The 12,791-nt window shown below is 60.8% G+C and carries 11 protein-coding genes; 7 read left to right on the top strand and 4 right to left on the bottom strand.

Features of this window, described 5'->3' with window-relative positions:
• Positions 1 to 186: 186 nt before the first annotated feature.
• The gene (locus PGW49_RS03360; protein ID WP_270225518.1) at positions 187 to 927 is read right to left on the bottom strand and encodes a lipopolysaccharide biosynthesis protein; all 741 of its coding nucleotides are present in this window, start codon (positions 925 to 927) and stop codon (positions 187 to 189) included.
• A complete protein-coding gene (locus PGW49_RS03355) occupies positions 846 to 1,766 on the bottom strand; it encodes a lipopolysaccharide biosynthesis protein (protein ID WP_270225517.1) in 921 nt (306 codons plus the stop codon). Before PGW49_RS03355 ends, PGW49_RS03360 begins: the two co-directional genes overlap by 82 nt.
• Before the next feature lie 180 nt (positions 1,767 to 1,946).
• On the opposite strand from PGW49_RS03355, the gene PGW49_RS03350 reads away from it, so the two are divergent.
• From PGW49_RS03350 to PGW49_RS03325, 6 genes are all read left to right on the top strand, one after another.
• Positions 1,947 to 3,518, top strand: coding sequence for an L-lactate permease (locus tag PGW49_RS03350; protein ID WP_270225515.1), 1,572 nt, complete (start codon positions 1,947 to 1,949; stop codon positions 3,516 to 3,518).
• A 278-nt stretch (positions 3,519 to 3,796) separates the two neighbouring features.
• A complete protein-coding gene (gene pckA, locus PGW49_RS03345) occupies positions 3,797 to 5,467 on the top strand; it encodes a phosphoenolpyruvate carboxykinase (ATP) (RefSeq protein ID WP_270225514.1) in 1,671 nt (556 codons plus the stop codon).
• A gap of 227 nt (positions 5,468 to 5,694) precedes the next feature.
• Positions 5,695 to 6,414, top strand: a complete 720-nt coding sequence (locus PGW49_RS03340) for a B3/B4 domain-containing protein (RefSeq protein ID WP_270225513.1) — start codon at positions 5,695 to 5,697, stop codon at positions 6,412 to 6,414.
• Between the two features lie 173 nt (positions 6,415 to 6,587).
• Entirely contained in the window at positions 6,588 to 7,037 is a 450-nt protein-coding gene (locus tag PGW49_RS03335; protein WP_118079653.1) for a MarR family winged helix-turn-helix transcriptional regulator, read from the top strand.
• Positions 7,038 to 7,156: 119 nt separating this feature from the next.
• Complete coding sequence (locus tag PGW49_RS03330; protein ID WP_270225512.1) at positions 7,157 to 8,011, top strand: DegV family protein; 855 nt, start codon at positions 7,157 to 7,159, stop codon at positions 8,009 to 8,011.
• 137 nt (positions 8,012 to 8,148) lie between these two features.
• Positions 8,149 to 8,469: an MGMT family protein gene (locus PGW49_RS03325; protein WP_270225511.1), complete on the top strand. Its 321-nt coding sequence runs from the start codon at positions 8,149 to 8,151 to the stop codon at positions 8,467 to 8,469.
• A 393-nt stretch (positions 8,470 to 8,862) separates the two neighbouring features.
• Here the strand turns inward: PGW49_RS03325 and trpS are convergent, their stop codons facing one another.
• Positions 8,863 to 9,912 carry a tryptophan--tRNA ligase gene (trpS, locus tag PGW49_RS03320; protein ID WP_270225510.1) on the bottom strand — a complete coding sequence of 350 codons (1,050 nt, stop codon included), beginning with the start codon at positions 9,910 to 9,912 and terminating at the stop codon, positions 8,863 to 8,865.
• Between the two features lie 159 nt (positions 9,913 to 10,071).
• The gene (locus tag PGW49_RS03315; protein ID WP_270225509.1) at positions 10,072 to 11,271 is read right to left on the bottom strand and encodes an MraY family glycosyltransferase; all 1,200 of its coding nucleotides are present in this window, start codon (positions 11,269 to 11,271) and stop codon (positions 10,072 to 10,074) included.
• Positions 11,272 to 11,795: 524 nt separating this feature from the next.
• On the opposite strand from PGW49_RS03315, the gene PGW49_RS03310 reads away from it, so the two are divergent.
• Complete coding sequence (locus tag PGW49_RS03310) at positions 11,796 to 12,734, top strand: radical SAM protein (protein WP_270225508.1); 939 nt, start codon at positions 11,796 to 11,798, stop codon at positions 12,732 to 12,734.
• Positions 12,735 to 12,791: the final 57 nt, after the last annotated feature.

Here is a 12,791-nt window from a genome sequence, read left to right as displayed (position 1 = left end):
CGCGCCGTTGCCGCGCCCCGCAGTGCCCGCTTCCCCCGAGAACAATTATCAGTGCAGGTCACAGACTTGTGCTCTGTCGGTGTGGTCGGGGATTCGGTAAAAATCTACTCACTTAGTTTTACGTGTCCGCAACGAGACTCCAGCCGGGGTGATTCCACCGCAAATTAGCTTCTCCCATCGACGCAATTAGGCGCCGTACGGATTCCGGTCCCTCTCTATGCGTTGGCGGATGTGGGCGTACTCGATAATCAACAGTACCAGCAGTAGGGCCATAATGGCCAGGTAGCTCACGACGGCGCCCATCAGGCCGAGCAGATTGATCAGAATCACCGGGAGCACCACGCTCACGGCAAAGCAGATCAGGTAGATCTTGGTGACGTCTCCAGCGTGGCGCAGCACCGTGATGATGGCGTAGATAAAGTCGATGGCCGCGGTGACGCCGCCGGCGACGACCATCAGCAGCGCCAGCGTACGGTAGCGTTCAAAGCTGAGACCGTATATAAAGCTCATGAGGGGAATACCGGGACCTGCCATAAATGCGGCGCACACGCCGGTGATGACCACGATCAGCGCCATAACGGCAACAATAATCAGGTCAAAGCGACGACGCTTGCGAGGATTAGCCCAAATGCTCGACAAGCGCAGGAGCTGCGGTTTATAGACAAATCCAATGCTCAACAGAATAGCCTGAGCTGGAAAAAACAGGGCATTAAAGTACAACTGGTATTTGTAGGCCAGTGTTCCTTCCATCACAAACTTGGGCATGCTCTCGATAAGATTGAACAGGAATAGCGCGCCAAAGAGTGGGGCGCACTGGACAAACAGGTGGCCGACCTCGCGCAGGCTTACGCGGCGCGATTTTTCGGTCTCGAGCAGGGCGAGCGGCGCGGTGACCAGCACGAGCGAGGCGATCGCGGCGATGCCCATGGCAATGGCCGCGTCGGCATGCTACGCGTGAAGAACAGCGCCACGCTGAAGACCGCGATGACGCCGACGGAGCGTAGCGTTTGACTCATTCCAGCCAAGTAGAGCTTGTCGGCCTGCTGCAGGCGGCCTTCGTACACGTCGGCGACGCCGTCGATGACCTTATACAGGTAGACGCCCAGGCCGATCGTCGCCATCTGCGCGTCATAGCCGCGGGCGCTGCTATACATGAGGCCGCAGCCTAGGGCGAGCGCTCCGCAGATCCAACGATTGAGCTGGTAGGAGGCGAAGGACGTCTTTTCGTCGATGTCCGAGACCTGGAAATTGCGCACGCCGTAGTTGCACGCGATCATGATGAGCGTGCCGGTAACAAAGGCGATGGAGAACTTGCCGGCCTCCTCGGCGCCCACGAGCTGCGTCGACACAATGGTGAGCAGCGGAAACGCCATGCCCCATACGGCGGTGCCCAGGGTGTTCCAAAGATAGTCGCGACTGGTGGCGTGCTCCTCGTATTCCGCTTCCTGCATGGAGAAGCCGCCGCCGTAGACGGCGCCGAGCAGACGGTTCCACCAAGCGTTGACCATGCGGCGGACGGGGCCGGGCTTGCGATCGCGTTCGCGCCGGCGACGTGTGGCTTGGCTGCTATCGGGCCCGCCGGCGTTGCGCTGACTCAGCTCTTGGATGCGTGCGAGTTCCTCGGCAGTGTGCGAGGCAGGGAAGAGGCCGTTCTCGATGCGGCCGCCCTGGGCCTTCGCGGCGCCGTCTCTCGATGCAGCGGGGTTGGAGACGCCGTTGCGGCGGGCGATGGCGCGGCGAATGCTATCGAGGGGCGTGATGCTCAAAGCGGAGTCCTTTCTATTGCTGCGCTTTAGTATAGACGCGACGGTGTTCGTTCGTGTTTTTGAACGGATTGTTCAATAATTTCGGCGGGCGGCTGTAATTTGTCGGTAAACGTGCGGTATCCTGTTGAAGTTTTGTGACACCCCCGATGCCGCCCACGCGGTACCAAGGAGCTTCTACCTATGGACGTCGCCGCATTCTTACTGGCTCTTGTGCCGATTATTTGGCTGGTCGTGATGCTGCTGTGCTTTAAATGGCCAGCTTGGAAGGCCGCTATCGGATCGTTTGTCCTTTCGTGCTTGCTTGCCTTCGCATGGTGGCACCTGCCGGCAGCGCAGATCGCGACCGCCTCGCTCGAAGGTTTTTTGATGGCTCTGTGGCCCATCGTCCTGGTGATCATCGCCGCGGTGTTCACGTATAACCTGTGCGTTCGTACGGGCGCCATGGACGTGATCGGCAGCATGATCACCTCCATCAGCAGCGACCGCCGTCTGCTGGCGCTGCTCGTGGCTTGGTGCTTCGGTGGCTTTATGGAGGGCATGGCCGGCTTCGGTACCGCTGTCGCCATTCCCGCCGGCATGCTCGCGGGCCTGGGCTTTGAGGCCGTGCCTGCCGTGCTCATCTGCCTGCTGGCCAACGGCGTGCCCACGCCCTACGGCTCCATCGGCATCCCCACGGTGTCCGTTGCCGACCTGGTGGGTTTGGATTCCCTTCACCTAGCGACCGTTCAGCTGGTGCAGCTCGCACCGTTCTTTGTGGTGATGCCGCTATTTATTGTGCTGGTTGCGGGCCGTGTTGCCGATGACCAGGGCAATGCCGCGAGTGTGGGCGAGCGTCTGCACGGTGTTGCCGGCGTGGCGTTGCTCTCCGGCGTGTCGTTTGTCGGCGCGGCTCTGGTCGTTGCCATGTTTGTGGGCCCCGAGCTGGCCGTGGTCGTAGGATCCATCGTTTCGCTCGCGCTGACAGCTGCGCTTGCCATGCGTGCCGAGAAGTCGGGGCATCTGGACGCACGCTTCCATATGAATATCGAGGCCGGCGAACAGCTCACCGTTAAATCGGCGCTTTCGGCCTGGTCGTGCTTCATTCTGATTTTTGTACTGCTGCTGGGTACGTCCAACCTGGTGCCCGCTGTACATGCTGCGCTCGCGCCGTTTGCGAGCCATGTGCAGGTGTATTGCGGTGAGAATCCCGGTATGCTTACGTTTTCGTGGATCAACACGCCAGGCGTCTGGATTTTCCTGGCGGCGTTTGTCGGCGGTGCCATTCAGGGCGCTTCGCCGCGCATGATGGGCGAGGTGCTGGTCGCGACTGTGAAGCAGATGATGCCGACGGTTATCACCATGCTTTCGGTGCTGGGCTGCGCCAAGGTGATGGGCTATGCCGGCATGATTTCGTCGATCAGCGCATTTTGCATTGCGGTCGCTGGCGGTCTGTACCCGATTCTGGCTCCGTGGATTGGTGCGGTCGGTGCTTTCGTGACCGGTTCGGGCACGTCCTCGGGCATGCTGTTTGGCCCCATCCAGAGCCAGGCTGCCACCGCGCTGGGCGTGAGTGACTACTGGATGGTTGCGCTGAACGCGCTTGGCGTTGCCGCCGGCAAGATGATCTCGCCGCAGACCCTCGCCATTGGTCTTGCCGCCGTGCACGTGCGCGGTAAGGATGCCGAACTCCTGGGCGCGGTGCTACCCTACGCTGCCGGCATGCTGGTCCTCATGAGCGTCATAGCCATACTCGGCCAAAACCTGCCGCTGTAGTCGGCACTTAGGGACGTTCCTTATGTGCCGGCACTTTGGGAACGTCCCTAAGTGCCGGCATCCGAGGACACTCCTTGAATGTTGCCTGTTCAAGAGTGTCCCCAATGACTAGGCGTTTAAAAACGTCCCCAATGACTAGGCCGCTTGCCTGCGATTTTTGACCGTTGGGCGGGCTTGCCGCCCTTGTCGCAAAAACGTTTTTGCATATCGGGTACAACGGGCTTTACGTGAGTAAAGTGCGCGCCGCGTCCACGTGTCGCGTTTTTAAAGGAGGCCCCATGCCTGGTGTTACCCCTGCAGAAGTTTTGTCCAACTTTGGTATTACACTCGTTGAAGATCCCGCCGAGAATCAGCCCCGTCTGCTGGTCGATCTACCCGCCGCGGAGCTCGTCGAGTACGCCATCCGTCGCGAAGAAGGCCGCATGGCATCCAACGGCGCGCTGGTGATCGAGACGGGGGAGCGCACCGGCCGTTCTCCCAACGATCGCTTTATCGTTGACACCCCCGATGTCCACGATAAGATTGCCTGGGGCGCCGTCAACCGACCGCTTTCGATCGAGAGCTACGAGACCATCAAGGCCGGCATCGTCGACTATCTCAACGAGCGCGATGTGTTCGTCACTCGCGGCATGGCCGGCGCCGACCGCAACCACACGCGTCGCCTGCTCGTCGCATGCGAGCGTGCCAGCCAGGCGCTCTTTATTAAGCAGATGCTCGCCCGTCCGCTCGCCCGCGAAATTGCGCGCACCGGCGAGCCGGACTTTTGCGTGCTCGCGGCACCTGGCTACCAGTGCGACCCCGCCATCAAGGGCCTCAACTCCAGCGCCGCCGTGGTTATCAACTTCCAGGAGCGTGTGATTCTGGTTGCCGGCACCGGCTACTCCGGCGAAATCAAAAAGTCCATCTTCAGCGTCATGAATTACCTGCTGCCCGTCGAGGACGACGTACTGCCCATGCACTGCTCGGCCAGCATGGATCCCGTCACGCACGAGACCGCGGTGTTCTTTGGCCTCTCCGGCACGGGTAAGACCACGCTTTCGGCCAACCCTACGCGCCTGCTGATCGGCGACGACGAGCACGGTTGGTCCGACATGGGCATCTTTAACGTCGAGGGCGGCTGCTACGCCAAGTGCGAGGGTCTGGACGCGTTCCACGAGCCCGAGATCTTCAACGCCGTTCGCTTTGGCGCCATCTGCGAAAACGTGGTGCTCGACGAGAATCGCAAGCCCAACTACGATGACGTCTCGATCACGCACAACACGCGCGTGGCCTATCCCGTCGAGCACATTCCCAACGCGTGGACCAAGGGCATGGGCACCACCCCGAGCGTCGTGCTGTTTTTGACCTGCGATGCCTTTGGCGTGCTGCCGCCCATCTCGCGCCTGACGGCCGACGCCGCCATGTATCACTTTGTGACGGGCTTCACCGCCAAGATTCCTGGCACCGAGGTCGGCGTCACCGAGCCCACGCCCACGTTCTCCTCGCTGTTTGGCGAGCCGTTTATGCCGCTCGATCCCATGGTCTATGCCAAGATGCTCGGCGAGCGTATTGCCGACGGTCGCACCCGCGTCTATCTGGTCAACACCGGCTGGATCGGTGGCGGTTATGGCGTGGGCCATCGCATCGAGCTTGCCTACACGCGCGCCCTGGTGGCCCGCGCCCTCGACGGTACCATCGAGGACAGCGAGTTCGTGCACGACGACATCTTTAACGTCGACATTCCCACCACGTGCCTTGGCGTGCCCGACGGCATCCTGGTGCCGCGCCAGTACTGGCAGAGCACCGCTCGCTACGACGAGGCCGCGCACAACCTGGCCGTGATGTTCGAGGAGAACTTCGAGAAGAAGTACTCGCACCTGCCCGAGTCCGTCAAGGCCGCCGGTCCGCACGCTCAGGTGCACGCCGACGCCCGTCATCGCGGACGCGGCCTACTGGGGCTCCGCCACTAGCGTCGTCGCGAGTCCATATCCACCACAAAGGGGACAGGCACCTTTGTGGTGGTTTTGCTCGCGCGGATGACTCGGGTTACAATACGCCTGACATATCGCCCCCTTCTCCGGATGGGGGCAGCGTAAGCGCTCTTGTGGCGGCACCGTAGGACTTTGAAGGTGGCCGTCGTAAGGGCGCTTTTTGTTTAGGCGCCCTCACTCGGGCGCGCACAATGAAGGGAGAGCGTATGAAGGGCTTTATTGCCGAGAACTCATTCTGGGAGCTGTTTCCTCAGGCAGCGGTCGGTGTTGTGGTCGTGGAGGGTATGAAGCCCGCGGCCCAGATACCTCAAGAGGATGTGGACGCGATAGCGGCGTTGCTCGACCGCGCCAATATCGATGCGGAGCGTCATCTGACCAGCGATACTATCAGCGAGAACGCACCGGTCAAGGCATGGCGCGAGGCCTATCGTCTGTTCAAGACCAAAAAGGGCGCGCGTTGCTCAATCGAGAACCTGCTCAAGCGCGTGCTCAAAGGCAAACCGGTGGGCCACATTACGCCCGCGGTGGACATCTACAACACGGTGTCGCTGACTTACGCGCTGCCCGTGGGTGGCGAGGATCTGCATGCGATTGAGGGGGATCTTCGCTTGAAGGTGACCGATGGTGGCGATGCGTTCCTGCCGCTTGGCGAGGATGCGGATGACCCGACGCTGCCCGGCGAGCTCGCCTACATCGACGATGCGGGCGCCGTGTGCCGCTGCTGGAACTGGCGCGACGGCGTTCGAACGGCTCTATCCGACGATTCGGCCGACGCGTTTTTGGCGATTGAGTGCGTAGAGCCCGAGCGTATGGGGGACTGTCAGGCCGCCATCGATCGCTTAGCCGAGCTGCTTGAGCGCTATCTGGGGGCGACGGTTGTCGTTAAGACGCTTGTGACCCGCGACAATCCCCGCGTGGAGCTGTAGCAACTTCTGCAAATCATACTCGCCGGTCAAAACCACCACAAAGGTGCCTGTCCCCTTTGTGGTGATTTTTATGTTGATGAGTTAACAAATAGGGCGCGCAGTGCTGGCGGCCGCTGGGTACGGTTAAGATGTTTACCCGTTAGCATTATGCAAGCGAAAGGCGGTCGTCTCCCATGCAGCAGAGCGACGAGACACGTTTCGAGGACTTTGTCGGACTGATCAGCGGACTCTACAAGGAGATCCAGCGCATTAAGACATCTGAGGGCGCAAGGCTGGGCCTTAAGGGCTCCGACATCATGTGCCTGTACTATCTTGAGCGCAGCAAGGACGGCCTGACTGGTGCCGACCTCGCCCGCATGGCTGGCGTGACCCGCGCTGCCGTCTCGCGCACGCTGGCGCATCTGGAGGAGGGCGGCTACGTCGAAGTCGACGATTCGGGCGATGCCGCCGTTAAGTATCGCGCCCCGGTTCGCCTGACCACGTTGGGCGGCGAGAGCATGAACGAGGCCGATTGCATTATTCGTGAAGTGCTCGACACCACCGGCAAGGCCATGGGCGTGGAGCAGCGTGAGCAGATGTATGCGTCGCTGCGTACGATTCTCAACACCTTGCGCGAGCTGTAGGGCCGCCTGGGCATTTGCTTCCCATTATCAACTGCATCGTCCCGTTTAAGCGCGTATACCGTGCCGGGGCATTGCTGTCAAAATTCCCTGCGCGAGGTCCGCGCAAGAAAGGATTCGCTATGTCCGTCCGCATTATTACCGATTCCGCAAGCGATATGTCGCCGGCCGAGCATCCGGCACTGGCCGTTTTGCCGCTGTCCGTCACCTTTGGAACCGATGTGTTCATGGATGGCATCGACATCGATCACCAGCGCTTTTACGAGATGCTCGTGGAGCGCGATGAGCTGCCCAAGACCGGTCAGGTTAACCCGTACGCGTTTTCGCAGGCTATCGCCGAGGTTCGCGAAGCCGGCGATGAGGCTGTGATTATTACCGTGGGCGCTAAGCTGTCGGGCACCAATCAGAGCGCCCGTACCGCACTAGCCGAGGCGCCGGGCGGCGATGTGTACGTGGTTGATAGCAACAACGTCACCCTGGGTGAACGCATTCTGGTCGAGTATGCGCTGCGCTTGGTGGACGAGGGCCGTAGCGCGGCCCAGATCGCGGCGGCGGTCGAGGCCGTGCGCGACCGCGTGGTGGTTATTGGCCTGCTCGAGACGCTGGAGTACCTGGTGCGCGGCGGTCGCCTGTCTGCTGCTGCCGGCGCCGTGGGTACGCTGCTCAACGTAAAGCCCGTGGTAGCTGCCGAGGACGGTCTGATTGTGCAGCTGGGAAAGGCGCGCGGTTCCAAGAACGGCCGCAACCTGCTGAACCAAAAGGTCGAAAAGGCGGGCGGCATCGACTTTTCCATGCCGCTGGCGCTCGGCTATACGGGCCTTTCGGATGCGGTGCTCAAGAAGTATATCGAGGACAGCGCGGCACTGTGGGCTGGCCACACCGAGGGCGAGCTGCCCGTTCACACCATCGGTGCCACCATCGGTACCCACGTAGGCCCCGGTGCCGTAGCCGTAGCCTTCTTCCATCCCGCCAACTAACCAACCTGCCAACAAATGATCCCTTGGGGACGGAGGAAAACGGATCATCGACCGCACGGAGGCCGTGAATGATCCGTTTTCCTCCGTCCCCAAGGGATCATTTCTTTATGCTGTTAATGCGGAGAAGGGAGCGAGCGATGGCGTCTGAGGGCTTTTTTGAGCAGGTGTATGAGGTGGTCGAGCAGATCCCCGAGGGGATGGTCGCCACGTACGGTCAGGTGGCGCTGCTCGCCGGTCGCGCGCGAAGTGCACGCTATGTGGGGTATGCGCTGCATAGCAACCCACGCCCTGGTCAAATTCCCTGTCATCGCGTGGTGTTTGCCGACGGCCGTATCTGTGAGGGCTTTGCCTTTGGCGGTCCCGATGCTCAGCGCGAGCTCTTAATGGGGGAGGGCGTGGCGTTTACCGATTCCATGCACGTCGACTTGGCCGCCTGTCGCTGGCCAGCAGGGTTCTAGCGGCTCTACTGTGGCCAAAACCGCCACAAAGGTGCCTGTCCCCTTTGCGGCGGTTTTCCGTTGTAGGTTTACCGGGGCTAACTTATGGAGAAGCTATGGCGGCTCATATTGATGCTGCAAAGTAAACCACGGTGAACTATATTTTATTCAACAACGGAGCGGGCAATAGGCGATGAAAAAGCCTGCCCTGTTGAGTTTGATTCGCATCCCTCCCCTCTGTGCGATTCAACGGTGTACTTCGGGAACGGGCCCGCTGGCAACTGACTGCCGGCGGGCCCGTTCCCGTTTGTCGGGGGAGTGCGATGGGCGGAGCCGAACCGGTCGGGCACCAAAAAAGGCGGACGCCGTAGCGCCCGCCCTATAGCAATCGAAAGTTCAAACCAGCAGGTCGGTCTAGTACACCATGCCCATGGCGTCCCGAACCTCGGCCAGGGTCTGCTCGGCGATCTCGTTGGCGCGACGGTTGCCCTCGTGCAGCACGTCCTTCACGTAGTCCAGATCGTTCTCGTAGCGCTGACGACGCTCACGGATCGGGGCGAAGTACTCGTTGACGGCCTCGGTCACGTACTTCTTGAGCTGGCCGGAGCCGCCCATGCCGATCTCCTCGGCAATCTCGACCTCGGAGCGGCCGGTGCAGATCGCGGCGGTCGAAAGCAGGCCGGAAACGCCGGGGCGGTTCTCGGGATCAAACGTGATCATGCGCTCGGAGTCGGTCTGGCTCTTCTTGATGCGCTTGGCCGTCTCCTCGGCGGTCATCGAGATGTTGATGGCGTTGCCGTAGCTCTTGCTCATCTTGCGACCGTCCAGGCCGGGCAGCAGTGGGGTCTCGGACAGCAGCGCATCGACCTCGGGGAACACCTTGCCGTAGCGGTTGTTAAAGCGGCGGGCGATGGTGCGGGTGAGCTCGATGTGCGGCAGCTGGTCGCGACCGACGGGCACCACATTGCCCTTGCAGAACAGGATGTCGCAGGCCTGGTGCACCGGGTAGGTGAGCAGAAGGCCGGTGAGCTCGTGGCCCGAGGCCTCCATCTCGGCCTTGACCGTGGGGTTGCGCGCCAGCTCAGCCTCGGACACCAGCGACAGGAACGGCAGCATGAGCTGGTTTGCGGCGGGCACGGCGGAGTGCGCGTAGATCATGGTCTTGTCGGGGTCGATTCCGCAGGCAAGGTAGTCCATCACCATGTTGTACACGTTGTCCTGGATGTGCTCGGTGGTGTCGCGGTCGGTGATGACCTGGTAGTCGGCGATGAGCACGTTGGTCTTGGCGCCCATGTTTTGCAGCTCCACGCGGCCCTTGAGGGTGCCAAAGTAGTGGCCCAGGTGCAGGCGGCCGGTGGGGCGGTCACCGGTAAGCATGGTGAACTTCTCGGGTGTCTTGGCCAGGCCATCGCGAATGGCGTTGCTCTTTTGCAGCGCGACTTCGTAGCTGTTCTCGTTTGGCATGATTGCTCCTAACGTATATTCATGGGTCAAGATGATAACGCGTTTATTAAAGGGGTGGTGCGTAAGTAGGCGAGGGGCGGGAGAGGGGTGGCTTGTGCGATGGGCGCGGCGCGGCCGCGCTTGGCCAACGGTGCCTTGGCACATCCTCGGCAGCTTGCCCTAGAGCTTGTGGTGGCGCTCTTCTTTGCGCTCCTCGGCTGCCTGCTCCTCCTGCTTAAAGGCGGGGTCGTCGGGGGTGACGAGCTCGTCCTCGTGCGTGCGCTTGTTGTAATGGTGGCGCAGCACGGGCTCAAACAGATGTAGATGCTTGGCAAAGGCCGCCGAGCCAATGGCGAGCACGGTAAAGATGAGCACGCGCATGGGCACCTCGACCTGGTTAATCGCGGCGGCGCCGGCCGAAAGCATGATGCACCAGGCATAGATGAGCAGCACGGCCTGTTTTTGGTTGTAGCCTTCTTGGATCAGGCGGTGGTGGATGTGGCCCTTGTCGGCCTGTCCGATGCTAATGTGGGCGCGCTTGCGGCGCACAATGGCGCTAAACGTGTCGATGATGGGCACGCCGGCAACGATGAGCGGGATGATAAGCGAGGTGAGTGCGGCGGTGCGGCTCACGTTGAGCAGCGAGATGGAGCCCAGCGCAAAGCCCAGAAGCAGCGACCCCGAGTCGCCCAAGAAGATGCTTGCGGGGTTGAAGTTGTAGTGCAAAAAGGCCAGACAGGCGCCAAAGAGCGCAATAGAGAGCGCGGCGGCGTCGATGCGGCCCGAGAGCACGGCCATCGAAAACATGGTGAACGACGCGATGCCGCAGATGCCCGTGGCCAAGCCGTCGAGGCCGTCGATGAGGTTAATGATGTTGGTGAATGCCACCAGATAGATCACGGTGATGGGGTAGGCGAGCCATCCGAGCATGATCTCGCCGGGGGCAAACGGGTTGACGATGACGCCGATTTTTAGGCCGCCGATACAGGCGATAAGCGCGGCGAGGACCTGTCCGGCCAGCTTTTGCTTGGGCTTGAGCTGGAAGACGTCGTCGATAGCGCCGGTCGCAAAGATGACGGTAAAGGAGAGCGCCAGCATGGGATAGCTAATGTGAAGGCGCGGATGCGGCACCAAAACGGGCGGCCAGCCTAGGTGCCAGGTGCCTAGGATTTGCACAATGCAAGCAACGACCAGGCCCAAAAACACCGCCGCTCCGCCCAAACGTGGGATGGGCCTGGTGTTGATGCGGCGCTTAGAAGGATAGTCGACGGCATCGAGCTTAATTGCCAAGCGCTTGACCAGGGGCACCGCGAGGAAGGTCGTGATAAAGGCCGCCGCTGCCACGCATAGGTACGGTATGTAGCTCGGGGATGAAGCCATGAATCTAAAAACCGCCAAGCGTCGAAGGAAAAGGTCAAAGGTTGCTACGCGGAAATGGCATAGCTGTCCCATGATACTCGACCGAGGGGGGTGCGGAGGTTTGCACCGTGCGATTATCACGCGCATACCAGATATTGGAATGTTGTCGATGGCTTGTCGGGATGCCGGCGGGGATCCATATGGACTGTATGGTGATTTTCGGCAAAAGAAAACCACCCCCCACGTTACGAAAATGAACCCACCTAAAACAGGTGGGTGCCCTCATCGACTGTTCCAGCGTCCTTAACAACGAAGGATACCTGTACTAGGTACGACTGTGTGGGCTCCCTAAATAAACGCGACGGTTCACCCAGTTGCTCCGCGGGGGGCGGAATACCTACATCATAAAGCGGCACTTTATCGATTCCAGTCTTGACATTACAAAAATCGTGTCGGACGATTACGGCGCCTTAGGGACGGAGCCGTCTACGCGGTCTGGCCCTTTACGTTTGAGCTGCTGAATCGTTGTTTTGGAGCATGTTTTTATGCCGACGTCGTTGACCGAACTTTTTTCGCCCGCCTGCCATTTGTGTCCGCGCCGTTGCGGTGCGGCGCGCGATGAGGGCGCGCGCGGCGTATGCGGTGCTAACGACACGCTCAGGGTGGCCCGCGCGGCGCTTCATATGTGGGAGGAGCCGCCTATCTCGGGCGAGGCCGGTTCGGGCACGATCTTCTTTAGCGGTTGCTCGCTTAAATGTATCTACTGCCAGAACCACGAGATTTCGACCGGCAATTTTGGCCTTGAGATTTCGCCTGAGCGCCTGGTCGAGATTATGCTGGAACTGCAGGACCAGGGTGCCAACAACATCAATTTGGTGACGGCGACGCACTATGCGCACCTGTTGCCTGCCGTGATTGCCGCGGCACGGGCGCGCGGACTGGTTATCCCGATCGTCTACAACACGAGTGGTTACGAGCGCGCGAGTGCCGTGGCGGCGCTGGGCGACCTGGTCGATGTGTGGCTTACCGACTTTAAATATGCCAATGCCGGGCTTGCGCAGTCGCTCTCTCATATAAAGGACTACCCACGTGTGGCCGTGTCAGGCCTGGCTCAGATGGCGCGCGAGATCGAGCGCCGCGGGGGAGAGATGGTGGATGAGGGCGGGCTCATGAAGCGCGGCATGATTGTGCGCCATCTGGTACTGCCGGGACATGCAGACGATTCGTGTCGCGTGCTGGACCTGGTGTGGCAGACGGTGGGCGATGTGCCGATCTCGGTCATGAACCAGTACACGCCCAATGCACTTATGCGCGAGCAGGGCGGCGACCTGGCGCGTGCCGTGACGCGCGAGGAGTACGAGCAGGTGCTCGACCATGCCGACGACCTGGGTTTTACGACGATGTTCTGGCAAGAGGGCGGCGCGGTAGACGAGAGCTTCACCCCGGCCTTCGACACCACCGGTGTTCTTACCAGCGCAAAGTAGTGCGTTCGTCGATGATTTTTCTGGGACGGGGATAAAAAATCATCGAGAGGATCGCCT

Origin of the sequence: Collinsella aerofaciens (genome assembly GCF_027679495.1) — a bacterium.
GTDB classification, from domain to species: Bacteria; Actinomycetota; Coriobacteriia; order Coriobacteriales; family Coriobacteriaceae; genus Collinsella; species Collinsella aerofaciens_AK.
This window is presented reverse-complemented; position numbering and strand designations above follow the sequence as displayed.

Bases quoted from the DNA above. Each gene is read 5' to 3' on its own strand.
- PGW49_RS03335 (WP_118079653.1), top strand. From the start codon at position 6,588: ATGCAGCAGAGCGACGAGACACGTTTCGAGGACTTTGTCGGACTGATC.
- PGW49_RS03315 (WP_270225509.1), bottom strand. From the start codon at position 11,271: ATGGCTTCATCCCCGAGCTACATACCGTACCTATGCGTGGCAGCGGCG.
- PGW49_RS03350 (WP_270225515.1), top strand. From the start codon at position 1,947: ATGGACGTCGCCGCATTCTTACTGGCTCTTGTGCCGATTATTTGGCTG.
- PGW49_RS03360 (WP_270225518.1), bottom strand. From the start codon at position 927: ATGGGCATCGCCGCGATCGCCTCGCTCGTGCTGGTCACCGCGCCGCTC.
- PGW49_RS03310 (WP_270225508.1), top strand. From the start codon at position 11,796: ATGCCGACGTCGTTGACCGAACTTTTTTCGCCCGCCTGCCATTTGTGT.
- PGW49_RS03325 (WP_270225511.1), top strand. From the start codon at position 8,149: ATGGCGTCTGAGGGCTTTTTTGAGCAGGTGTATGAGGTGGTCGAGCAG.
- pckA (WP_270225514.1), top strand. From the start codon at position 3,797: ATGCCTGGTGTTACCCCTGCAGAAGTTTTGTCCAACTTTGGTATTACA.
- trpS (WP_270225510.1), bottom strand. From the start codon at position 9,912: ATGCCAAACGAGAACAGCTACGAAGTCGCGCTGCAAAAGAGCAACGCC.
- PGW49_RS03330 (WP_270225512.1), top strand. From the start codon at position 7,157: ATGTCCGTCCGCATTATTACCGATTCCGCAAGCGATATGTCGCCGGCC.
- PGW49_RS03340 (WP_270225513.1), top strand. From the start codon at position 5,695: ATGAAGGGCTTTATTGCCGAGAACTCATTCTGGGAGCTGTTTCCTCAG.